The following is a 25,251-nucleotide window of genomic DNA, read 5'->3' on the forward strand; positions in this document are numbered from 1 at the left end:
ACGTTCTCAATTTTATAATTAACGTATAATTTAATTACTAAAATTTAAACGTGTGAAAGCAGCAGTTTTTGAAAAATTTCAAGGGCCTATAAGCATACAAAATGTAGAAGATCCATCACCGCACTTAGATGGTGTAGTGATAAAAGTAAGTGCAACTGGATTATGCCGTAGTGATTGGCATGGATGGATGGGTCATGATAGTGATATCGATTTACCTCATATACCTGGTCATGAATTGGCAGGTATAATTGAAGCCGTTGGTAAGAATGTGAGGAATTTTAAGATTGGAGATCGTGTTACAGTGCCTTTTGTTTGTGGATGTGGCACCTGTGGGCAATGTATTTCTGGAAATCATCAAGTTTGTGATACGCAATCGCAACCTGGATTTACACACTGGGGTTCTTTTGCAGAATATGTAGCGTTGGATTATGCAGATACCAATTTAGTGAAACTTCCAGAAGAAATCACGGATGTGACAGCTGCAACATTAGGCTGCCGTTTTATTACCTCGTATCGAGCTATTGTTGCACAAGGAAAAGTATCTGGAGGTCAATATGTGGCTATTCATGGTTGTGGAGGTGTAGGATTATCAGCCATTATGATTGCTAATGCCTTAGGAGCACAAGTGATTGCGATTGATATTAATAAAGAAACATTAGATTTTGCTAGATCATTAGGAGCAGTAGCGACAATAAATGCTTCTAATCACGTCAATGTAATAGAAGAAATTAAATCTTTAACCAATGGTGGAGCACATGTGTCTATGGATGCTTTAGGGAGTGCAGTTACATGCTTCAATTCGATTTCAGGTTTACGAAAACGAGGTAAACATATTCAAGTAGGTTTAATGACGGGTGATTACCAAGATGCAAAAGTACCAATGGCTAGAATATTAGCAGATGAGTTAGAAGTGATTGGAAGTCATGGAATGCAGGCATTTAAATATCCTGAAATGTTAGAAATGATTAAAAACGGAAAACTACATCCAGAAAAATTAATAGACCGTACAATTAGCCTTCAAGAATCAACCACCGAATTACCTAACATGAACACTTTTGAAAATAAAGGAGTATTGGTTATCGATTCATTTTAAATTTTAAATAAATGAAAAATAATATAATTGTCATTTTTATTCTATCATTATTAGTAAGCTGTAAAAGTGAGCAAAAGGAGATTTTCGATATGGTGCTTACAAATGGTAATGTAATTAATATCGAAACAGGAGTTATTGAACAACAAGATATATTTATAAATGATGGACGCATTGTAAATATTACTGCAATAGGTAAGAATATTAATTTTACTTCTGAAGTAACAGTTGATGCTTCAGATAAATATGTGCTTCCTGGTTTTTGGGATAATCATGTGCATTTTAGAGGAGGTGATACTTTGATTCAAGCTAATAAAGAGTTTTTAAAATTATTTATGATGAATGGTATTACTACTGTTCGTGATGCTGGAGGTGATATGACACCATCTGTTATTAAATGGAATTCTCAAATTGATAAAGGCGAACTAATGGGGCCTACTATTTTTACATCTGGACCTAAATTAGATGGTCCTAGTGCAACTTGGGCTGGATCATTAGTTGTTGAAAATGTAGAAGATATTTCTAAAGCGTTAGATTCTCTTCAAAAACTGAAAACCGATTTTGTTAAAATTTATGATAGTAGAATCTCTAGAGAAGCTTTTTTAGAAACTGTTTCTCAAGCTACAGAAAGAGGTTTAATTACTTCAGGACATATGCCATTTACAGTTGAATTAAAAGAAAATATAGAAGCAGGAATAGGTGCTATTGAACATTTATATTATGTATTGAAAGGATGTTCTTCTCAAGAAAAAGAAATTACACAAGCAATTATTAATCGCGAATATGGATTTTGGCAATCCATGGCAAAATTGATTGCTACTTATGATGAAACTATTGCACAAAGCACATTTCAAAACTTAAAGAATAACAATGTATATGTAGTGCCAACACTTCATATAGGGAATGTATTAAGTTATTTAGATGAAGATGATCATAGTAATGATGCTTACTTGAAAATTATGCATAAAGGCATTATAAAAACCTATCAAGGTCGTATTAATGGTGCTTTAAATGGATCTGAAAAAGCAAGGCAAGATCGAAAAGCTTTAAACACGTTTTTTAAAGAACTATCAAAATCATTAAATAATGCAGGAGTAAATTTATTAGCAGGATCAGATAGCGGAGCATTTAATTCATACACCTATCCAGGAATTTCATTACATAAAGAATTAGAAGCAATGGTAGCTTCAGGAATTTCTACATTAAATGCGTTACAAACGTCAGGATACAATGGTTCAAAATTCCTTAAAAAAGATAAAGATTATGGAGTAATAGCTGTTGGTAAAGTTGCTGATTTGATATTGCTAAATGCGAATCCATTAGAAGATATAAAACAAACTAGAAATATTTATAGAGTTATTAAAAATAATCAAGAGTACAATCCAAAAACTATAGCAGAAGAAATTAATTGCCCGGATTGTGTTTCTCAATAAAAATAAATTAGATCAAAATGAAAAAAATTATCATTATTGCCTGTGCCTTTATAGCATTTTCTTGTGCCAAGCCTCAAGAAAAAGTTAGCCCTTCAGCCATTTTAATTTCTAATGCTAATGTTATTGATGTTCGTACTGGTAACATTATAGAAAAACGTCAAATAGTTATAGATTCGGGGAAAATTCAACAAATATCTGAAACCGTTATAAATCCTGAAGGATATGGTACTACTATAGATGGGGCTGGAAAATTTTTAATGCCTGGACTTGCAGAAATGCATGCACATATTCCGCAACCTTCAACTAGAAACCCAGAGATTGTAGACGAAACACTATTCTTGTATTTATCTAACGGTATTACAACAATTAGGGGAATGTTAGGAGGTCCATCTCATTTAGAGTTAAGAGAAAAAGCTAAAAATAATGAGATTTTAAGTCCGAGAATTTACACATCTAGCCCATCTTTAAATGGTAATTCGATTAGAACAAAAGAAGAAGCTATACAAAAAGTAACTGCTTATAAAAATGCTGGATATGATTTTTTAAAAATGCACCCGGGAATTCAATTAGAAGTATTTGATGCAGCTATAAAAACAGCAAAAGAATTAGGATTGCCTTATGCAGGTCACGTTCCTGTAGATGTAGGCGTTCGTCACGCAATGGAGAGTGGGTATGCTTCTATTGATCATGTGGATGGTTTTCTAGAAGGTTTAGTACCACAATCTGCTAATGTAAACCCTAATGATAATGGGTTTTTTGGATATGGATTTACACCACTTGCAGATGTCTCTAATATTGATGAATTGGTTACTATGGCCAAAGAAAATAAAGTTTGGATTGTTTCAACACAGAGTTTATATGAGCGTTGGTTTGCTCCAGTAACTGGAGATGAGCTATTAAAAGATCCAGAGATGAAGTATATGGCAGCATCTACTTTAGCTAATTGGAAACGTAGAAAAGCAGAGTATACAGAAACAGATGATTTTAGTGTTTCCCAATGGGAAAAGTTTAATGAAATCAGAAGAGAACTAATGCGAAAACTACAAGCAGGAGGGCATGGTATGTTATTAGGTTCTGATGCCCCACAGTTGTTTAATGTACCAGGATTTTCAATTCATCACGAAATTGATGGAATGTTAAGAGCTGGATTAACACCTGCACAAATTATTGAATCAGGAACTATTAACCCTGCTATTTATTTTGGAGAAGAAAAAACCTTTGGAGAGGTAAAAGAAGGATTAGATGCAGATTTAATTTTGTTAAATGCAAATCCATTAGAAAATATGAAAGCATTAAAAGAAATATCAGGTGTGATGGTAAGAGGGAGATGGCTATCAAAAGATGAGATTGATGCAAAACTAGCAGAAATTGCTGAACGTAATATTAATAAATAATGATTAAACAGATGAAAATATTAATTACAAGTTTATTAGTCTTTTTTGTTTCAATTGTAAGCTCTCAAACGTTATTAAAACCTGATCGTGTATTTGATGGAACTGAAATGCATGACGATTGGGTTGTTTTAGTAGAAGGAAATTCAATTACACAAGTTGGGCCAGCATCTCAGATAAAAGCACCAAGAGGAACCAAAGAAATTCTTTTGAAAGGAAAAACGTTAATGCCAGGGCTTATTGAAGGCCACTCACATGTATTATTACACCCTTATAATGAAACGACTTGGAATGATCAAGTATTAAAAGAATCGCCTGTTGAACGTTCTATTAGAGGAGTCAATCATGTTAGAAATTCTTTGATGTCTGGCGTAACTACAATGAGAGACCTTGGAGCAGAAGGTGCTGGTTATAGCGATGTGTATATTAAAAAAACCATTAATGAAGGAATCATTATTGGACCACGATTATTAGTAGCTGGTCCAGCTGTGGTAGCAACTGGCGCTTATGGACCAAAAGGGTTTCATGATGGTGTTCATGTACCACTTGGCGCCGAAGAAGCTAGTGGTAATGATGTGATAAAAACTGTGCGGCGCCAATTAGGAAATGGAGCAGATTTTATAAAGATATATGCTGATTATAGATGGAAGCCAGGAGCACCATCACAACCTACATTTTCTTTAGAAGAAATAAAGCTTATGGTAGAAACTGCAGAAAGTGCGGGAAGTTATGCTGTAGCTCATGCCAGTACACCAGAAGGAATGCGTCGTGCTATTTTGGGGGGTGTAGAAACCATTGAACATGGAGATGGTGCAACTGCTGAGATTTTTAAATTAATGAAAGAGAATGGTGTTGGACTTTGTGCAACTCTTGCTGCTGGAGATGCTATTTTACAGTACAACGGATGGAATAAAGGAAGAGACCATGAACCAAATCGTATTAAGCAAAAAAAGAAATCCTTCAAGTTAGCTATGGAATCAGGTGTAGATATAGTTTTTGGAGGTGATGTTGGAGTATTTTCACATGGAGAGAATTATAGAGAATTAGAGTTAATGGTAGCATATGGAATGGAATCGATTAAAGCACTGCAATCGGCTACTTCTGTAAATGCGAGAATATTTCACTTAAATAATTTAGGGCAGCTTAAAAAAGGATTTTTAGCAGACATTATTGCTGTAGAAGGTAATCCAGTTAAAAATATTGAAGCAATGCGTAATGTTACGTTTGTAATGAAAGATGGAGAACTCTATAAGAATGAATAGATAATTTTATTATAATAGGTATTTTTATATTTTTATAAATGATGTAAAAATACCTTCTATTGGATCGCAAAAACACATTTTGGAATACTCCTATTTCTATTTTAGATACTAAAAAAGAAAAATGGAGTGTTATTTTATTTTTAAGTGTGTTTATTCCTTTATTTTTAATTGTTTTCCAACCTTTTGGGGTTAATAATTATGATCCAACTCACCGTATTAATCCTGATCTTTTAATTGGTGCTATAGGATTTGGTTTTGTTAATGGGTTTACGATCGGTATCTATGAATTTATTATTACTCCTTATTTATTTAAAAAGAAAACTGTAGCAGAACATTTTGTTAGATTATTCTTATTATTGATAATATTATCTTCAACGATTTATTTGTTTTACAATATTATTGGGAGCTTTCATGATTGGAAGTGGTCAAGTTATTTTGGATTTATTCGAGACATTTCATTGATGAGTATCATTCCAACAGGATTGATTATTCTATATGTAAATTATAAGAAAACTAAGAATGCTTATGAAATCCTTTTAGAGCAACCAAAGTTTAATGTGCGAGAAAAAACATTAATTAAACTAGAATCTGATAATGGTAAGGACTCTATTTCTATAGCTTTAAATGCATTACTTTATATTGAAGCTCAAGATAACTATGTTTCAGTGTATTATTTGATGAACAACCAGGTGAAAAAGCAATTACTACGTATTACCATGAAAGTATTAGAATCGAATTTAAAAGATATGGCAATTGTGAGATGTCATCGATCATATTTAGTTAACATAAATAAGATTACGAAAGCAAAAGGAGATGGGCATCAAATGAAATTATATGTAAGTAATATTGTAAATCCTATTCCTGTTTCACGTTCTTATATTTCGTCTTTAAAAGAAATTATGGCTACTTACCACAAATAATTAATTTTCGCCACAAGCTATGTAACAGCTACTACTTGAGCTTGTCATAATGATGTAATTTAATATTAATAAAAAACTTATTCATTATGAAAACACCAATCGCAGTACGCTCAAGAAACAATATATTTGGGATTTTATCCTTAATTATTGGATTTACATTTTTAACTACTTGGTTACCTTTACTACGAGCTTTATTTGATGGAGAATCTTATAGCTGGGGAATGGGTTATTTCGGACTTTCTTTTTCAGGAAAAGGCTTAACCTCAGATTATTTAATACTAATAGTTTTTTTAATTCTATATATAGCTTTGTTTGCTTCTTTTAATTGGATTAAAAACCGAGTTATATTTTATTTGTTATTGTTTTGGTGGTGGCTTCACAGTTTTGGAAATTTATTATATGATATTATTAAAAATGGAGATAGTATGTTTCACGGAGATACCTTAAATATTCATGTTTCAATATCTGCAATAGTAATACCATTATCTATAATTGCGTTAGGGCTAATTATTTTCATTATTAAAAAAGACAAGCAATTACAAGAAGTTCATATCGCTTGGAGTCGTTCAAATAATATTAAAGTTCTTATAATTTTAGGACCGTTAGTATTGCAAGGTGTATTTTTTGCTATTGGAGAACCACACGGAATTACAGATCAGATAGGTGTATTTATAGCAATAATACAATGTTTTGTAATTTGGTTGATATTTAAGCCTTCAAGAATTGAATAACTTTTTAGTAATACCTTTCCAGCGAAGTCTCCTTACAAATCGTCCTTGTTCTGGAGTAATTAAAAACTCAATATTTTTATTAATAGAAGCTTTTAAATAACCAAATATATAATCTTTAAAAAGTAAAAAACTCCTCTTTTTAAAAGCTAGTTTTAAAGCTGATAAAAAAGCTAATGGTAATCCAAAACGAAGCTTATAAAGAGCTTCACCTTGTAAATACTTGGCACCTCTAACATAACCTGAGCCGGTTGGTTTTAGGTGCTTTACTTTTAGAGTTTCATCTGTTTTAAGTTGCCAGCCGTAGTATTGTGCTAAAAGTTCATCTACAGTATCCCAACCCATAGATAATTTTAGTTTTCCAATTTCTAAAAAACATTCTTTTCGATAAGCTTTTAACGCACCTCTAATATGGTCTTTATTTGTTAGACCTTCAATCACCCAATCATTATTTTTCTCAATATAACAGAATCCTGCTGCCATTCCTAACTTATTGTCAGCTGTAAAATGAGAAGCTAGAGTTTCTAAATAATTATCAGGAAAAACCAAATCAGCATCAAATTTGCAAATAATATCATAATTATCATCTAAAATATCGTAACCTTTATAAAAAGCATTAATGATTTTTGCACCAGGAATATGTTGATCAGAAGAGTTTGAATTAATTAAAGTTATCCAATTGTAATCATTTGAGAGTTTTTCAACAATAATTTGAGTGTCATCTGTAGAGTTATCATTAACGACTACTACTTGTTTAGGAAGTAAAGTTTGTTTAGCTAAAGACTCTAAGGTAAGCTGTATAAAATCTTCTTCATTATGAGCGGGTATGACGATATAAATATCCATTTTTAAAGCCATTATTTAATTCGCTCTGCATAAACTATATAATATCGAGGTGTGAACCATCTTAAAATAGGGCGAATTCCAATTTTTTTAGTAGGATTAGTCCATTTTTTTCTATCGATAATTTTCCATCCAGATTTTTCTAATAACCAATCAAACTGCCAATCTTCAAATTCATGATAATGCCTATCCCACATATCCGTTTTACTTCTATACGCTGGAGAAAACCATAATTTAAGAGGGATACTAGCTACTAATTTATTGGCTTTTATAGATTTTAAAACTGTAAAAGGAGAAAGTAAATGCTCAAATATTTCAAATGCAGTAACTACATCTGCATCTGATTGTTCAATAATAGAAGTGTCAATATCCAAATCTTCACCTTTAGTGTTCTCAACTTCATAACCACGTTCTAACATTATTTCTGTAAATGGGTTATTTATCCCTAAATCTAAAATTTTAGAATTCTCAGAAATATGAGCTTTTAAAAATTGAAAAGTATATTTATATCTCTTATGAGGAAATTGATTCTCGTACACGAAAAATATTTTTTCGTTTCGCAATAGATGCGAAATCCAAATTATTAATATTTGTAAATTATGGCATTGATATGCATTCCTGCACCAACACTTGCAAATATAATAACATCTCCTTTGTTAAGGTTTTGATTTTCTATTTTATTATTTCTTATTAAATCAAATAGAGTAGGGACAGTGGCTACAGAACTATTGCCTAATTTGTGAATACTCATAGGCATTATTCCTTCTGGAGCATCAATTTTATATAACCTATAAAAACGTTTTATAATAGCTTCATCCATTTTTTCATTGGCTTGATGAATGAGTATTTTTTTAACGTCTTTAATATCCACATCACTTCTATCTAAACAATCTTTCATGGCTTGAGGTACATTGTTTAATGCAAATTCATAAATTTTTCGACCATGCATTTTTATGTAACGCGTATCTCGACATAAATCTTGATTGTTAGAGTTTCCAAAAAATAAATAATATGCTTCATCATAAGTAAATGAAGCGGACTCATGACATAATATTCCACCTTCTTCAAAAGTTTCTTCAATAACAGCAGCACCTGCACCATCAGAATAGATCATTGAGTCCCTGTCATGTTTATCAACAACTCTTGATAGTGTTTCCGAACCTACTACTAAACACTTCTTAGCGATTCCTGCTTTAATAAATGCTTGAGCTTGAATAACACCTTCTATCCAACCAGGGCAACCAAACAATATGTCGTAAGCCACACATTTTGGATTCTTAATTCTAAGACTATGTTTTACTCTTGATGCTAAACAAGGCAATATATCACTTTGAATAGTATCAGATTTTACATCACCAAAATTATGTGCTACAATAATATAATCTAGTTCTTCAGGATTTATTTTAGAATCAACAATAGCCTTTTCTGCTGCAAAAAAAGCTAAATCTGAAGAAGTTAAATGTGGCTTAGCATAACGTCTCTCAGCAATACCAGTAATGTCTTTAAATTTTTGAACAATAACATCATTAGTAGAGCCTATAGAAGACCCATCTGTATTTAAGAAGTTATGATGGCGAAAATCTTCATTTTTTTCGATTAAATCAGGAATGTAAGACCCTGTTCCAGTTATTCGAATAGACATAAATTTAGTTTTAGTTAGTTAATGCTAATCTATATAATATAACTGTAGTACTACTTTTTTTATTGAGTTAAATGATAATTTTTACGAATATGTTAAATATAAGGTGAGAATGTTATGAAATAAACATAAAAAAGCACTTGCTGTGAACAAATGCTTTTTTGTATTTACTTTTATATTAATTAAGATTTTAAACTTCCATAAAATCTTCTATAGGTGCACAAGTACAGATTAAATTTCTATCCCCATAGGCATCATCTACACGTCTTACACTTGGCCAGAATTTATTATCTTGTATGTAATCTAACGGAAAAGCAGCTGTTTCTCTAGAATATTCAAAAGGCCATTCGCTAGAAGTTACCATTGCCATTGTATGCGGTGCATTTTTAAGTACATTACTTGTATCTTCTTTAGAAACAGATTCAATTTCTTTTCTAATTGATATCATTGCATCACAAAAACGATCTAATTCGGCTTTGCCTTCACTTTCTGTAGGCTCTATCATAATTGTACCAGCTACAGGGAAAGATACAGTAGGTGCATGAAACCCGTAGTCCATTAAACGTTTTGCAATATCAGTTACTTCGATACCATTAGCTTTAAAAGGCCTACAATCTACAATCATTTCATGGGCAGCACGTCCTTTTTCACCAGAATAAAGTACTTCAAAATGACCAGATAAACGTTCTTTAATATAATTTGCATTTAAAATGGCAACTCTAGTAGATTCTGTTAATCCTTTAGCACCAAGCATACAGATATATCCATAAGATATTAAACATGCTAATGCAGAGCCATATGGTGCAGCCGAAATGGCTGAAATGGCCTGATCACCTCCTACATTAATTACAGGATTACCTGGTAAAAATGGTACAAGTTGTTCTGCTACACAAATAGGACCTACACCTGGCCCACCACCACCATGAGGTATAGCAAATGTTTTATGTAAGTTTAAATGGCAAACATCTGCTCCAATATTACCTGGGTTAGTTAATCCTACTTGGGCATTCATATTGGCGCCGTCCATATACACTTGCCCACCATTATCATGTATAATTTGTGTGATATCTTTAATAGCAGATTCAAACACACCATGAGTTGATGGGTATGTTACCATTAAGGCAGCCAAATTATCTTTATGTATAATAGCTTTTTCTCTAAGATCATCAACATCAATATTACCTTCATCTGTAGATTTTGTAACTACAACTTTCATTCCAGCCATAACCGCACTTGCAGGATTTGTACCGTGTGCAGATGATGGAATTAAACAGATATTACGATGTCCTTCATTACGAGATTCGTGATATGCTTTTATAACCATTAATCCAGCAAACTCACCTTGAGCTCCAGAGTTTGGTTGAAGCGAAGTATCTGCAAACCCAGTGATTTCAGTAAGTTGATCTGCTAATTTTTGCATTACAAACTGATAACCTTCAACTTGATTTAAAGGAGCAAAAGGATGTATATTACCCCAATTTGACCAACTTAAAGGCAACATTTCTGCTGCTGCATTTAGTTTCATAGTACAAGATCCTAAAGAAATCATAGAGTGATTTAAAGCAAGATCTTTTCGTTCTAAAGATTTAATATAACGCATTAAATCTGTTTCAGAATGATAGGTGTTAAAAACTTCATTTTCTAAAAATGAAGATGACCTTTTTACATTATTATTAATATTATCACTATCAATAATCTCTGAAATAGTTATTGCATTTTTTGAAATTGCTTCTGCAAAAATTGAATTGATAAGATTTATATCTTGAAGTGAAGTTGTTTCATTTATTGAAATAGAAACAGTCTCATCATCTGGATAGTAAAAATTAACTTCTTTAGTTTCTGCTATAGTTTTTACTTTTGAAGCATTTGTTTTAATTTGAATAGTATCAAAATAAGAATCATTAGATTGATATAAACCAAGTCGCTCTAAACTATCAACTAAAGTGGAAGTTGTATTGTGTACTTTATTAGCAATATAATTTAAACCTTTAGGGCCGTGATATACGGCATACATACCAGCCATCACAGCAAGTAGTACTTGAGCTGTACATATATTAGAAGTTGCTTTATCTCTTTTTATGTGTTGTTCACGCGTTTGTAACGCCATTCTTAAAGCCCTATCTCCATTTGTATCTTTGGTTACACCTATAATACGTCCAGGAATACTTCGTTTATAATCTTCTTTTGTAGCAAAATAAGCTGCATGTGGACCTCCATAGCCCATAGGGATACCAAAACGTTGTGTTGTTCCTACTACTACGTCTGCTCCAAATTTTCCAGGAGCTTCCAGTTTAACTAAACTTAAAATATCTGCAGCAACAGCTACTTTTATTTGCGCTTCTTTTGCTTTTAATATAAAACTAGAAATGTCATTAATTCGTCCTGATTTTCCAGGATATTGAAGTAGTGCGCCATAGAATTCTGTAGAGAAATCAAATGACTCAGCATTACCCAGAACCAATTCGATTCCTAAAGGAATAGCTCTGGTTTTAAGTAATGATAATGTTTGAGGTAAAACTTCATCAGAAACAAAGAATTTTATAACATTATCCTTTTTTTGTTGACGTTCTCTTACTGCAAATAGTAATGCCATTGCTTCAGCAGCAGCTGTACTCTCATCTAAAAGCGATGCGTTTGCTAATTCCATACCAGTAAGATCTGTGATCATTGTTTGGAAATTTAAAAGAGCTTCTAAACGACCTTGAGCAATCTCTGCCTGATAAGGTGTATATGCAGTATACCACCCTGGGTTTTCAAGAATGTTTCTTTGAATAACAGCTGGTAAATTTGAAGGATGATATCCTAATCCTATATAAGATTTAAAAACTTTATTTTTTGATGCTAAATGATGAATATGAGTTAAATACTCTTGCTCACTCATTGCAACATCTAAGCCTAAAGGATTAGAGAGTCTGATTTTATCAGGAATAGTTTGATTAATAAGTTCATCTAAAGTATCCACACCAATTGTTTTTAGCATGTCTTTATGATCCACTTCTCGAGGACCAATATGTCGTAGTGCAAAAGAATCTGTATTCATCCTTGTTTTTATTGTATTTTGATGAGCAAAATTACGTAAATATTAGCGTTTTTAATCTACCCATAATGAAAGTTTTTAACCAAACAAAAGGATTATTAACAGATTAACTATTTTTGTTATATGCAATTTTTAAAACGTGTATTCGAATTTTATATAAACAGTAGTATACATGTTGCTTTGGCTGTTTGTAGCTTGGTATGTGTCACAATATTTGAATTTGATTTAAAATTAAATTACAACCTACTTTTATTCGTGTTTTTTGCCACAATAACAGGATATAATTTTGTAAAATATTTTGGATTAGCAAAATTTCACCATCGGGAGCTTGCAAATTGGCTAAAACAAATTCAAATTTTCTCTCTCTTATGTTTTCTCTCTCTCTGCTATTTTTCTTTAAAATTAGAGTTTATAACATTAATTTATTTAGGCGGATTAGGAGTAATCACATTTTTGTACGCTATTCCTTTTTTGCCGAAATCTATTTTTTTAGATAATGGTAAAAACCTAAGAGCTATTAGTGGCCTTAAAATTTATGTGATTGCTTTGGTTTGGTCAGGAACAACAGTAATTATCCCTTTAGTTAATGAAAATTATATAATTAATACAGATGTGATATTAACTGCAATACAACGTTACATATATGTATTAGTAGTAATGCTTCCGTTTGAAATTAGAGATTTACAATTTGATAATTTAAAATTATCTACTATTCCTCAACGTATAGGAATAAAGCTTACCAAAATAATTGGAATAGTATTATTGCTATTATTTTATAGCATTGAAATTTTTAAAAATGAAATTGCTGAAAAACAATTATTACTACTTTTTATTATAGTAGTAATTGTTGCATTGTTTTTAATATTTAGTAAAATAAACCAAAAAAAATATTATAGTTCTTTTGGAGTAGAAAGTATACCTGTAATTTGGTTACTGATTTTGATTTTGCTTCGCTAATTCTTCTGCCAAACGTTCTTTTAGCCCTTTTTTACTTGAAGCAGGCATGGTCTCTACTTTAGGGTTTTTTGTAAGTTTTGTTAGGGCATTATTCTTTTTTGTATAAGCTCTACAAGCTTTACAGTGCAATAAATGTAAAGATAATATGATTTTTTCCCACAAACTAGCTTCTCGATATTGATTCTTATCACAGATGTGATTTGCGTTACTACACTCTAATCGTATTTTTTTACTCATTTTAAAACCAAATTTTTTCCATACAAGCAGCCATAGCTGTTCTTGCTCTGTGTATAATTACCCAAAGGTTAGACGCAGTAATATCTAAATCATTACAAATAGTTTCAGTATCATACCCATCAAGAGTTTTCATTTTAAATACTAAAGCTTGTTTTTCTGGAAGTTTACCTATACAGTTATGAATAGCTAAACCTAATTCTCTATTTTCAAGATTATCTTCTGCTGTTTTATCATAAGGATCAGCAACACGTTGCTCTAACCAATCTCCTTCGTTATCGGTATCTGCACTAAAATTAACTCTAACTTCAGCTTGACCTTTTTTAGAATTTATTTTTCGATAATGATCTATTATTTTTCGTTTTAAAATAGAAACTAACCAGGTACGCTCACTTGCTTCACCTTTAAAATTTTTCATAGATTTTAATCCAGCAAAAAAAGTCTCTTGCACTAAATCTTGAGCAGTATCAGAATCTTTTACTCTAGTAATTGTATAATTAAACAAATAATCAGAGTAAGAGTCTATCCACTTATTTGGATCAATGGTGTGTTTTGACATTATAGAATATTTCTAATGTAATGAGCAAAAATAATATAAAAACTCGAAATTTATGCTTTCTTAATGTTTTTAATACAGTATTAACTATAATCCATGATGAAGCTTAGCTTTTAAGATTGCTTTTAGTGCTATTTCTATATTAGAATATTCAAATTAAAGTTTTAAATAATCTAAAATCTTAAATATTCATGCTCTAATTATTCATTTTTAAACTCAAGAATTCCCTTTTGATATGATTTTTTTAGTAAAGACATAGTTAATATGTTGCTTTGTTCAGGAATTCATTCTGTAGGAAAGATTTCTATGAAAAAGAGAAGGGTTTGACTATAAAAGTTGAACCCTTTTTGATTATAATAACTTTCATAAAAGAGGTCGTATTTTAATTTATTTTAAATAATCTTCCATAAATATAGCAACGCCATCTTCTTTATTACTTAGTGTAGTTGCATTAGATACAGCAAGTACTTCTTCTTTAGCGTTTTCTACTGCAACTCCAAAACCAACAGATTCTAACATTTCAATATCATTATAATTATCCCCAAAAGCTAAAATGTGTTTTAAATCTAAATCATTGTATTTTGATTGTAGAAGAAATTCAATAGCAGTTTTTTTAGAAATATCTTTATGTGAAATTTCTAAATAAGTTGGTTTAGAACGATATCCTATTACCTCATTAGAGAAATGCTCTTTTAAAAAAATACTTAAACTGTCAATTTCTTTTTCATCACCCATACACATAATTTTATGTGAACCTTTGTTTTCTGTACCCCATTTTAATATGGTGTTCTCAATTGGGTTAACAGTAGGGGTTACCTTGGTGTTATTTTGTTCTCTTTTTGCCCAATAATCCATTTCTGGCACAAACCACTCGTCATTATGATATAAACTTGTGTGTATTTGAGTGCCTTTACAAAAATCTGTAATGCTTCTAGTTGTATTAATATTAATTTCTGTAGTATGCAGTACACTTCCGTTGTCTATTACTAGGCCACCGTTATAAGCAATCATTGGCAATTGAGTAATATCTAATTCTTGTTGTAAATGCAACATTGCTTTGGGCATTCGCGAAGAAATTAATATAAAGGGTGTTTTTGCATTATTTTTTATTGCAGTGATAGTTCTTTGAGATAGTTGACGATCTTTATTTAATAATGTTCCATCTATGTCCGAACAGATTAATTTTATATCCATAATTAATTTATCTTATTTAAGTAATCCAGCTCTTTTAAGCAAAGCTTCAGGTTTTGGTTCTTGACCTCTAAAACGTTTGTAAAGTGTCATAGGGTTTTCTGTGCCTCCTTTAGAAAGTATATTATCTTTAAATTTTGCAGCTATTGTTTTATTAAAAATACCTTCTGCTTTAAAATAATCAAAAGCATCAGCATCTAATACTTCTGCCCATTTATAACTATAGTATCCAGAAGAGTAACCTCCTTGAAAAATATGTGAAAAAGCAGTGCTCATACAATTCTCTTTAACATCAGGATATAGTGATGTATTTTTAAAAGCGTTTGTTTCGTAATCTTTTACATTAGTGATTTTTGATGGATCTTGACCATGCCAACTCATATCTAATAAACCAAAACTTATTTGACGTAGTGTTTGCATTCCTTCGTGAAATGATGCAGATTCTTTAATTTTAGTAATTAGATCCATTGGGATGACTTCTCCAGTTTCGTAATGTTTAGCAAATAAGGAAAGAGCTTCTTCCTCATAACACCAATTTTCGAACACCTGACTAGGGAGTTCAACAAAATCCCAATACACACTAGTGCCTGATAAACTAGGGTAGGTAGTGTTAGCGAGCATACCATGTAAAGCATGACCAAACTCATGAAAAAGAGTTGTAACTTCATTAAATGTTAATAAAGAAGGTTTACTTTTGGTAGGTTTTGTAAAATTACAAACGATAGAAATATGAGGTCTTTCATTAATATTATTTTTAATGTATTGCGATTTGAATGATGTCATCCAAGCTCCATTTCTTTTTCCTTCTCTTGGAAAAAAGTCTGCGTAAAATATAGAAACAAATTCTCCTTTTTCATCTCTAACTTCATAAGTTAATACATCTTCATGATATTTGTCTATAGTGTTTATAATGTTAAATTCTAAACCAAATAGTTTTTTAGCAACTAAAAATGCACCGTCAATAACATTTTCTAATTTAAAATACGGTTTTAATATTTCGTCATCAAGATTGAATAATTTTTGCTTCAACTTTTCAGAATAATAAGATGCATCCCATTTTTGAAGTTGATCTATATTATCTAAATCTTTAGCAAAACTTTCTAAATTTTTAAATTCACGTTCAGCGGCAGGTTTAGCTTTCTCAAGCAAATCATTTAAAAATCGATCTACTTTTTCTGGAGTTTCTGCCATTCGTTCTTCAAGAACAAAATGCGCATGGGTTTTGTAACCTAATAAATTGGCGCGTTGGTGACGAAGGTTCGCAATTTTTAAAACATTATTTTGATTGTCTAAATTATCATTCTTGAATCCTTTACTCCCAAATGCTAAAGATATTTTTTTTCGTAACTCTCGATTATCTGCATATGTTACAAATGGTATATAGCTAGGATAATCTAGAGTAAATAACCAACCCTTTTTGTTTTTTGATTCGGCTAATTGTTTAGCAGCTTCTTTTGCACCGTCTGGTAAACCTGAAAGATCTTTTTCGTTTGTAATGAGCATTTCAAACACATTAGTCTCTGTAAGTATATTTTCTCCAAACTTTAGCTTTAACTGGCTTAATTCTTTATCAATTTCGCGAAGTTTCAATTTGTTGTCTTCAGATAAATTAGCGCCATTACGCGAAAAACTTTTATAACGTTTTACTAGTAATGTGTGTTGCTCTGGAGTTAGATCTGAATTTTCTTTAGAATTATAAATTTCTTTTATACGTTTAAATAAGCTATCGTTTAAAGTAATGTCATTTCCAAATTCTGATAACAAAGGAGAAACTTCTTGAGCTATTTTTTGAATTTCATCATTAGTTTCGGCAGAGTTTAAATTAAAAAACACACTTGAAATGCGATCCAATTGTGCTCCAGAAAAATCTAAAGATTCAATAGTATTTTCAAATGTAGCAACTTCTGTATTTTGTATAATAGCATCAATTTCGACTTTAGCATTTTTAATAGCATCTTTAAAAGCAGGTAAAAAATCTGAAGTCTTAATTTTAGAAAAAGGAGCTGTATTATATGGCGTTGAAAAATATTGATTTAATATATTCATGAGTATTTGATATTTAGTACTTTAAAGAAATAGGCTAGTTCTTGTGCATTTTATTTAATTTAATTATTTTTGTGAAATAATTAACAGTTGTTGTTTGTAATGAAATAATAATTGGGCCGACTAATCGGCTTTAAGAGATCTCATAAACTCTTAAATAATTGATTAATAGCAGTAAAACCCTTAATTAAGAATTAAGGGTTTTATACTTTTATAACTTTATGTTTTTAGCACCTTCTATAACTTTTGCTTTTAAACTTTCTTTATAATCAATTACCTCATTGAGAATATTTTTATCTGAAGCCCCTATAATTTGTGCGGCTAATATTCCCGCATTTTTAGAACCATTTAAAGCTACAGTAGCTACAGGTACGCCTCCTGGCATTTGTAATATGGATAATACAGAATCCCAACCATCAATAGAATTACTAGATTTTACAGGTACACCAATAACAGGTAAAGGTGATAAAGATGCAATCATCCCAGGGAGATGTGCAGCACCACCAGCTCCTGCTATAATAACTTTTAAGCCTCTTTTATGAGCGTTAGTTCCATAATCAAATAATTTTTCGGGAGTTCGATGAGCAGATACAATATCAACTTCAATATCAATATCAAAACCTTTTAAAATATCTATAGCATCTTGCATAACAGGAAGATCACTAGTGCTTCCCATAATTATTCCTACTTTATTCATAAAATTCCAAATTTAAAATTTCAAAACCCAATATAATCATTTGGAGTCTGTACGTTTATTTTTGTTACGTATTGCTAATAACTTTAATCGTATTTTTTACATTTTCAGCAATTTTGCGTGCCTCATTTATATTTTCGTTTACTATAGTTACATGTCCCATTTTTCGGAATGGACGAGTTTGCTTTTTTCCATAAACATGAGGTGTTACACCATCCATATTCATAATTTGTTCAATGTTTTTATAATTAACGTCACCAGTATATCCTTCTGCACCAACTAGATTAACCATAATCCCAGCAATTTTATTCTCGGTTTTACCTAAAGGTAAGTTTAAAATTGCACGAATGTGTTGCTCAAACTGAGATGTATAACTACTTTCAATTGTGTGATGACCAGAATTATGAGGTCTTGGAGCAACTTCGTTTACAATAATGTCGTTATTTTGAGTTTGAAACATTTCAACAGCTAAAAGGCCAACATGATCAAATGATTTAGATACTTGTAAAGCTGTATTTCTAGCTTTTTTTGCAATAGCCTCATCAATTCTTGCAGGACAAATTACATATTCTACTTGATTAGCTTCCGGATGAAACTCCATTTCTACAACAGGATATGCTTTAACTTCTCCATTTACATTACGAGATACTATTACTGCGAGTTCATTTTTAAAAGGTATTAATTCTTCTGCAATACATTCAACATTTGGAAGTTCTTTTAAATCCGAATCAGATCTTACAATTTTTACCCCCATACCATCATAACCAAATTGTGCAGCTTTCCAAACAAAAGGAAAATCTAAACTTCCTCTTTGTATGGAAGTCATAATCTCTTCTGTGTAAGCAAAACGAGAAAAAGGAGCTGTTGGTATTTTGTGATCTACATAAAATAATTTCTGTTTAGCTTTATTTTGAATAGTGCGTAATGTCTTTGAAGATGGATGTACAGTAATACCTTCTTGTTCTAATTTTTCTAAAGCTTCTATATTAACATTCTCAATTTCAATAGTAAGTATGTTTACTTTCTTTCCAAAATTGTAAACAGTATCATAATCCATTAAATCACCTTGTGTAAATTCATTTGAAGCAATTTTACAAGGAGCTTCATTGCTAGGATCCAAAACGCAAGTATAAATATCAAGTTTTCGAGTTTCGTTAAGTAACATTTTCCCGAGTTGTCCACCACCGAGAATTCCTAATTTAAAATTGGAAGAGAAATATTTCATTTTTAAATTGCTATCATTTTACTGATTAAGATGCAAAAATACATTTAAAAATTAAATCAATTTCTAAAATCGTAAATCAAAAAATGGAAATCCCTCATCAATTGATTATCTTTGCACCTTTCTAAAAACTATTAAGTGATCAAGCTTCACGATACATATTTTAAACCTTTTATTTCTGCAAAAGAAATAGATACAGCAATCTCCAGATTAGCGACAGAAGTTGCTGAAGATTTAGGAGATACAATACCTGTTTTTGTTGGTATTTTAAATGGATCGTTTATGGTTGTTAGTGATTTCGTAAAGAAATACCCAAAACCTTGCGAAGTAACATTTATAAAACTAGCATCATACGAAGGTGTAAAATCCAGTGAAGATATTCAGCGTTTAATAGGTTTAACACAAGATTTAACTAATCGAACAGTAGTTATTTTAGAAGATGTTATTGATTCTGGAAATACATTACACGAGATACATCGTATCTTTAAAAATGAATCTGTAAAACAATTAAAAATTGCAACACTTTTTTATAAGCCAAATGCATATAAAAAAGATTTCAAAATACATTATATAGGTATTAAAATTCCAAATACATTTATAGTTGGTTATGGACTAGATTATAACGGGTTAGGGAGAGATTTACCAGAAGTTTATCAAATAAAGACAACACAGCATATGACAAATTTAGTTTTATTTGGACCTCCAGGTGCAGGTAAAGGTACGCAAGCCGAATTTTTAAAAGAAAAATACAATTTAATACATATTTCTACAGGAGATGTGTTTCGATATAATATAAAAAATGAAACTGCTTTAGGAACTCTTGCTAAATCTTATATGGATAAGGGTGATTTAGTTCCTGATGAGGTTACAATAAAAATGCTTAATGCTGAAGTAGATAAAAACACAGATGCTAACGGGTTTATTTTTGACGGATTTCCTCGTACAAGTGCTCAAGCTGAAGCTTTAGGGATTTTAATGGAATCAAAAGATTCTGGAATAAATGCTATGATTGCTTTAGAAGTTGATGATGAGGTATTAGTAGAACGTTTGTTAGAAAGAGGAAAAACAAGCGGACGATCTGATGATGCAGATGAATCTATTATTAGAAATAGAATTGCAGAATATTATTCTAAAACAGCAATATTAAAAGACTATTATTCTGAACAAGATAAATATTACGGTGTGGATGGTGTAGGTAGTATTGAAGATATTACGATACGATTGAGTAGTGTGATAGATAACTTGTAGTTTTTAGGTTTTAATATAATAAAATTCCCGAAGTTTCGGGAAATGAATATGACTGAAGGGAATTTTGTAGATTATGTAAAAGTGTATGTGTCTTCCGGAAAAGGAGGCAAAGGTTCAGTACATTTGCATCGCGAAAAATATATTACTAAAGGAGGACCTGATGGTGGTGATGGAGGTCGCGGAGGGCATATTATAATTAAAGGGAACCAGAATCATTGGACCTTATATCATCTTAAATTTAAAAAACATTTTAAAGCAGGTCATGGAGAGCACGGAAGTAAAAGCCGTAGTTCTGGAGCCGATGGAGAAGATGTATATATAGATGTTCCTTTAGGAACAGTTATAAGAGATACCGATACCAATGAAATTATACACGAGATTACTGAAGATGGTCAAGAATTTGTTGTTTGTAAAGGTGGAAAAGGTGGATTAGGGAATTGGCATTTTAAAAGTTCGACAAACCAAACACCTCGTTATGCACAACCTGGGCTTCCGTTAGAAGAACGTTATATTACTCTTGAACTTAAAATACTTGCTGATGTTGGATTGGTAGGATTTCCAAATGCAGGAAAATCTACCTTGTTATCTGTTATTACTTCAGCAAAACCAAAAATCGCAGATTATGAATTTACAACATTAAAACCTAACTTGGGTATTGTAGAGTATCGCGATTTTCAATCTTTTGTAATGGCAGACATTCCTGGAATTATTGAAGGAGCTGCCGAAGGAAAAGGGCTTGGACATTATTTTCTTCGTCATATTGAACGTAATTCAACATTACTGTTTATGATCCCTGCAGATGCAGATAATATTAAAAAGCAATATGATATATTATTGGATGAATTACGCCGTTACAATCCAGAATTATTAGATAAAGATAAGTGTATTGCGATAACAAAAAGCGATATGTTAGATGACGAGTTAAAATCGGAATTAAAGACAGAACTCGACAATGAATTAACTACAGAATATCTCTTCATTTCATCTGTAGCACAACAGGGTATTACAGAACTTAAAGACAAGCTTTGGAAAATGTTGAATGATTAACCAAAGTTTTTACATTAACACTTTATCTTAAATAAATTGTCTTTTTTTGATTAATTTTATAGAAAATCTACATCTATGAAACTGATTAAAATTATAATTCTCGTCTTACTTTTTACATCTTGTGCTCCCATATTAGTAAATTACGATTACGATAATAAAACAGATTTCACTTTATATAAAACATATAATTACTATTCAGATTTAAATACGGGTTTAAGCGAACTGGATGAAAATCGATTATTGGATGCTATAGATATTACAATGAAATTAAAAGGATTAGAATTATCGGATAATCCAGATTTTTTAATTGATATTAAAACTGGGGAGTTTCAAGGAAATTCACAAAGTACTGTAGGTGTTGGTTTAGGCGGCACAGGACGCAATGTTGGAGGAGGAATTTCTGTGGGTATCCCAATAGGGCAATCTTTAGTAAATCGTCAAATAATTATTGACTTTATAGATGATAATAAAAATGGATTATTTTGGCAAGTAGTTAGCGAAAGCAGTTATAATCCCAAAGCCAAACCCGAGCAAAGAGAATTGAAATTTAAGGCAATTATAGATAAAGCCTTATCCAAATATCCTCCTAAACAAGAATAAAATATAATAAAAAAAGAGGTCTAAAAACCTCTTTTTTTATTACTAATGACTTGATGCTTTTTTAATTTAAAAGATCTTTGTACTTATCTTTATAATTATAAATCATAGCTAAATTTAAAATTAATAGCCCTAAAGCTGGTCCAATATTAGCAGTATCTAAAGTTGCATGAAACAATACTGCATTTATAGATACACTCATTAATATAAGTGTCATTAAAGCAGCATATTTATTTAATAATAATGCCAACCCTGCTGCAATCTCTACAACAGCAACTAAAGTTAATGTTTTTGAAATTGTTAAAGCTCCAAAATAACTTCCAGCATCTTCGGATAAACCTTCAAATGGTGGTAAGAAGTTGAAAAATTTATTAGCACCAAATACTAAAACAAAAAGCCCAAGAATAATTCTTAAAGCCATGAAAATCTTTGAATTCATAATAAATATATTTATTAGTTAGATTTTAAAGATAAACAATAAAAATAAATACTCTTTTCTTCTCTAAAACATTTAATTAATCGAAAAATATAAATCGTTTAGCAAAATCATTTGGAAAGTTAGGAGTAAAATGTGAAAAATTGTTGAGTCTGAATACCAAAATGAAAATTGAGAGTGAAATCCTCAAAAAAGAATGAATATTTTTTAACTAGTTATAAATTAAATAAATAACTGTATTTGTGATTTCATGTTGCTGCCAAAATATTAAACGCTTATTATTATTATTATTATTATGTGTTTATGTTTTCCGTCTACCATAATCTAACAACCATTCATCATAATTATATTTTTAATCATATTTTCTGTAGTACTTTTAGATTATAAATCAAAAAACAACAGCATGATATATATTATAAAAAATCTTATAGGGTTGATAATTTGTATTTTAAGTTAAGAGTTATGAAAAAATACTACCGACAGTTGCAAGTATATTAATCGAATTTAATTTTTATTTATTATTTAAAAGAGAATTTTTATTTGTGATTCTGTATTGCTGAAATTTACCTTTATAAATTGTAAAGAGAAATACTGTAATATTTAAAATCAAAATACTTAACCGTTAAGTCAATTTATATGAATTAACTAGGTTTATAAAAAAAAATACTTCGAATTAAACAACTAAAACAGATATTAAAAAATGAAAAAACTAAATCTTTTATTATTTACTATTTTGATTAGTTTGTGTGTTAATGCACAAACTGTTACAGAGATTTCTAGAAGTTGGACTTCCTTTGTTCAATCTATAGATATTCAATCAGATACATTGAGAAAATTTAAAGTCATTGCATCTGTAAAGGTTGAAACGAGTGACGATAAGGCTAGAGCAGGAGTTTGGGCAAGAGTAGATAATAAACCAAATCAAGGTAGAGGTTTTTTTGATAATATGGGGAATAGACCTATAAGGACTAATAAATGGCAATCATATACAATTGAAGGAATTATAGATTCTAAATCAGAAAAAATTAATTTTGGAGGGATTCTCTATAATAATGGCAAATTCTTCTTTGATAAATTTGAAATTTATATTGAGAATGACAATGGGGAATATGAATTCGTAAATATAGATAATTCTAGTTTTGAAGATGTAGTAGTTGATAATACTATTCCTAAATGGGATGAAGGAGTTACTAAGGAGAGAATTGTTAAAGTAAAAGAGTTTAGTTTTATATCAAATAAGGATAGTGTTGATGGCAGTTATTCATTATTAATAGAAGGTAATGGTATTAAACCTACAAGTCAAGAAATAGGTGATGTTAGAGAAATATTCCCTTATTTAGGAATTATAATATCTTTATTGTTTATTTTAATATTTATAATTTCATCTATCACTAATATATTATCAACGGCAGACGCTACATGGTCTAAATTTAGACGTATTGGATTTAGGTTTTCATTCATTTATTTTTCATTTATTATCCTTTTTCAAAACAATGGAGCCTATCCATTTTTTGGGTTTATAATTCAAAAACCATCAGAATGGCTACAAAAATTTGGAATTTGGTTTGGAGACCATATTTTAAAAATACCATATATTATTAGTACTGGTCCTAATGGTAGTGGAGATACAACATATGATTATATAGTAGTATCGATAGGGTTTTTAGTAGCCGTTTTAGGTGCTATAATTTGGTCTGTTTTAGATAGGAAGCGAACACATTATACTAAAATGTATTATTGGTTAACTACAGGCATACGTTATTATGTAGGACTAATGTTAATTAGTTATGGAATGGTAAAAGTTATTCAACTGCAGTTCCCTTCACCAACATTTTATAGGTTGTTAGAACCTTATGGAGAATCTTCTCCTATGGGATTAGCTTGGACATTTTTAGGATTTTCAGAAGGCTATAATATGTTTATGGGTATTGCTGAGGTTTTAGCAGGATTGTTGTTATTTAGAAGAACTATGACTTTTGGAGCTGTGATCACTTTAATGACGACTATGAATGTTATGGCGGTAAATTACTTTTTTGATGTGCCTGTTAAAATATTATCTACACATCTAGTAATTATGACATTATTTTTATTGTCTAGAGATATTAAAAAAGTAATGCTGTTTCTAGTAACAGATAAGCCTGTTGAAAAGCTTACTCTCATAAAACGCCCTCAACTAAAAAAAGGAGTGAATATTGGATTGAATGTATTTAAAGGAGCAATATTAATCTATGCTTTAGGGTTTGGCTTTTTCGAGCAATTAGGAAATAAAAAAATTTATGGAACAGATGCCCCTAAACCAGAGTTGTATGGCGTATATGAAGTAACAAATTATGTTATTAATGGCGATACGATAGTAGATTATAAAGATAATCGACTATGGAAAAATATTGTATTTGAAAGAGTAGGTTCTGTGCAAATAAATAAAATGAATAAGCAAAGAAGTTTTTACAGAACCGAAATGGATTCTACGACTCAAAAAGTCAAATTTTTTGCATCTCGTAGAAATCCTGAAGATTATTTTGATTTTAATTATACAAAAACAGAGAATACTTTAAACTTTAATTATATCTATAAAAACGATACAATTTCTGGGCAAACCAAACGATTAGATAAAGATGACTTTTTATTAACTAACAGAGGGTTTAATTGGATAAGTGAAAGACCATTTAATCGTTAAAACTAA

Annotated in this window: 22 protein-coding genes; 11 read left to right on the plus strand and 11 right to left on the minus strand. The window is 30.7% G+C overall.

What is annotated here, in order from left to right:
* The first annotated feature begins 52 nt into the window (after positions 1–52).
* From D1817_04575 to D1817_04600, 6 genes are all read left to right on the plus strand, one after another.
* Positions 53–1,093 carry an alcohol dehydrogenase gene (locus D1817_04575; protein AXT19167.1) on the plus strand — a complete coding sequence of 347 codons (1,041 nt, stop codon included), beginning with the start codon at positions 53–55 and terminating at the stop codon, positions 1,091–1,093.
* An 11-nt stretch (positions 1,094–1,104) separates the two neighbouring features.
* Positions 1,105–2,523: an amidohydrolase gene (locus tag D1817_04580; GenBank protein AXT19168.1), complete on the plus strand. Its 1,419-nt coding sequence runs from the start codon at positions 1,105–1,107 to the stop codon at positions 2,521–2,523.
* Between the two features lie 17 nt (positions 2,524–2,540).
* Entirely contained in the window at positions 2,541–3,917 is a 1,377-nt protein-coding gene (locus tag D1817_04585) for an amidohydrolase (GenBank protein ID AXT19169.1), read from the plus strand.
* The gene (locus tag D1817_04590; protein AXT19170.1) at positions 3,917–5,176 is read left to right on the plus strand and encodes an amidohydrolase family protein; all 1,260 of its coding nucleotides are present in this window, start codon (positions 3,917–3,919) and stop codon (positions 5,174–5,176) included. The genes D1817_04585 and D1817_04590 overlap by 1 nt, the downstream gene beginning before the upstream one ends.
* Before the next feature lie 59 nt (positions 5,177–5,235).
* On the plus strand, positions 5,236–6,096 hold the full coding sequence (locus D1817_04595; GenBank protein AXT19171.1) for a DNA-binding response regulator: 861 nt from the start codon (positions 5,236–5,238) through the stop codon (positions 6,094–6,096).
* Positions 6,097–6,182: 86 nt separating this feature from the next.
* Positions 6,183–6,827 (plus strand): ubiquinol cytochrome C oxidoreductase, encoded by a 645-nt coding sequence (locus D1817_04600; GenBank protein AXT19172.1) that lies wholly within the window; start codon positions 6,183–6,185, stop codon positions 6,825–6,827.
* Here D1817_04600 and D1817_04605 read toward each other — a convergent pair.
* From D1817_04605 to gcvP, 4 genes are all read right to left on the minus strand, one after another.
* Complete coding sequence (locus D1817_04605) at positions 6,813–7,670, minus strand: glycosyltransferase family 2 protein (GenBank protein AXT21228.1); 858 nt, start codon at positions 7,668–7,670, stop codon at positions 6,813–6,815. The two genes, D1817_04600 and D1817_04605, sit on opposite strands and share 15 nt — an antisense overlap.
* 11 nt (positions 7,671–7,681) lie before the next feature.
* Positions 7,682–8,206, minus strand: coding sequence for a methyltransferase (locus D1817_04610; protein AXT19173.1), 525 nt, complete (start codon positions 8,204–8,206; stop codon positions 7,682–7,684).
* A gap of 44 nt (positions 8,207–8,250) precedes the next feature.
* Positions 8,251–9,309, minus strand: a complete 1,059-nt coding sequence (locus D1817_04615) for a ketoacyl-ACP synthase III (GenBank protein AXT19174.1) — start codon at positions 9,307–9,309, stop codon at positions 8,251–8,253.
* 187 nt (positions 9,310–9,496) lie between these two features.
* Positions 9,497–12,346 (minus strand): glycine dehydrogenase (aminomethyl-transferring), encoded by a 2,850-nt coding sequence (gene gcvP, locus D1817_04620; protein ID AXT19175.1) that lies wholly within the window; start codon positions 12,344–12,346, stop codon positions 9,497–9,499.
* A gap of 120 nt (positions 12,347–12,466) precedes the next feature.
* Here gcvP and D1817_04625 point away from each other — a divergent pair, with 120 nt between their 5' ends.
* The gene (locus tag D1817_04625) at positions 12,467–13,300 is read left to right on the plus strand and encodes a hypothetical protein (protein ID AXT19176.1); all 834 of its coding nucleotides are present in this window, start codon (positions 12,467–12,469) and stop codon (positions 13,298–13,300) included.
* Here the strand turns inward: D1817_04625 and D1817_04630 are convergent.
* The 6 genes from D1817_04630 to D1817_04655 all read right to left on the minus strand — a co-directional run bounded on the left by D1817_04630 (position 13,274) and on the right by D1817_04655 (position 19,243).
* Entirely contained in the window at positions 13,274–13,537 is a 264-nt protein-coding gene (locus tag D1817_04630; GenBank protein ID AXT19177.1) for a hypothetical protein, read from the minus strand. The genes D1817_04625 and D1817_04630 overlap by 27 nt on opposite strands.
* A 1-nt stretch (position 13,538) precedes the next feature.
* Complete coding sequence (locus tag D1817_04635) at positions 13,539–14,093, minus strand: sigma-70 family RNA polymerase sigma factor (GenBank protein ID AXT19178.1); 555 nt, start codon at positions 14,091–14,093, stop codon at positions 13,539–13,541.
* A 384-nt stretch (positions 14,094–14,477) separates the two neighbouring features.
* Positions 14,478–15,284: an HAD family phosphatase gene (locus tag D1817_04640; protein AXT19179.1), complete on the minus strand. Its 807-nt coding sequence runs from the start codon at positions 15,282–15,284 to the stop codon at positions 14,478–14,480.
* 12 nt (positions 15,285–15,296) lie between these two features.
* Positions 15,297–17,327: a M3 family peptidase gene (locus tag D1817_04645; GenBank protein AXT19180.1), complete on the minus strand. Its 2,031-nt coding sequence runs from the start codon at positions 17,325–17,327 to the stop codon at positions 15,297–15,299.
* Positions 17,328–17,535: 208 nt separating this feature from the next.
* Positions 17,536–18,021 carry a 5-(carboxyamino)imidazole ribonucleotide mutase gene (purE, locus tag D1817_04650; protein AXT19181.1) on the minus strand — a complete coding sequence of 162 codons (486 nt, stop codon included), beginning with the start codon at positions 18,019–18,021 and terminating at the stop codon, positions 17,536–17,538.
* A gap of 64 nt (positions 18,022–18,085) precedes the next feature.
* The gene (locus D1817_04655; GenBank protein AXT19182.1) at positions 18,086–19,243 is read right to left on the minus strand and encodes a 5-(carboxyamino)imidazole ribonucleotide synthase; all 1,158 of its coding nucleotides are present in this window, start codon (positions 19,241–19,243) and stop codon (positions 18,086–18,088) included.
* A 135-nt stretch (positions 19,244–19,378) separates the two neighbouring features.
* Between D1817_04655 and D1817_04660 the strand changes: the two genes are divergently transcribed.
* The 3 genes from D1817_04660 to D1817_04670 all read left to right on the plus strand — a co-directional run bounded on the left by D1817_04660 (position 19,379) and on the right by D1817_04670 (position 22,135).
* A complete protein-coding gene (locus D1817_04660; protein AXT19183.1) occupies positions 19,379–20,488 on the plus strand; it encodes an adenylate kinase in 1,110 nt (369 codons plus the stop codon).
* 48 nt (positions 20,489–20,536) lie between these two features.
* Positions 20,537–21,535: a GTPase ObgE gene (gene obgE / locus D1817_04665; protein AXT19184.1), complete on the plus strand. Its 999-nt coding sequence runs from the start codon at positions 20,537–20,539 to the stop codon at positions 21,533–21,535.
* A 75-nt stretch (positions 21,536–21,610) separates the two neighbouring features.
* Positions 21,611–22,135, plus strand: a complete 525-nt coding sequence (locus D1817_04670) for a DUF4136 domain-containing protein (GenBank protein AXT19185.1) — start codon at positions 21,611–21,613, stop codon at positions 22,133–22,135.
* A 61-nt stretch (positions 22,136–22,196) separates the two neighbouring features.
* Here the strand turns inward: D1817_04670 and D1817_04675 are convergent, their stop codons facing one another.
* Complete coding sequence (locus D1817_04675; GenBank protein AXT19186.1) at positions 22,197–22,571, minus strand: DoxX family membrane protein; 375 nt, start codon at positions 22,569–22,571, stop codon at positions 22,197–22,199.
* Positions 22,572–23,268: 697 nt separating this feature from the next.
* Here D1817_04675 and D1817_04680 point away from each other — a divergent pair.
* The gene (locus tag D1817_04680) at positions 23,269–25,245 is read left to right on the plus strand and encodes a hypothetical protein (GenBank protein AXT19187.1); all 1,977 of its coding nucleotides are present in this window, start codon (positions 23,269–23,271) and stop codon (positions 25,243–25,245) included.
* Positions 25,246–25,251 lie beyond the last annotated feature (6 nt).

The organism is Flavobacteriaceae bacterium, assembly GCA_003443635.1.
Taxonomy (GTDB): Bacteria; Bacteroidota; Bacteroidia; order Flavobacteriales; family Flavobacteriaceae; genus AU392.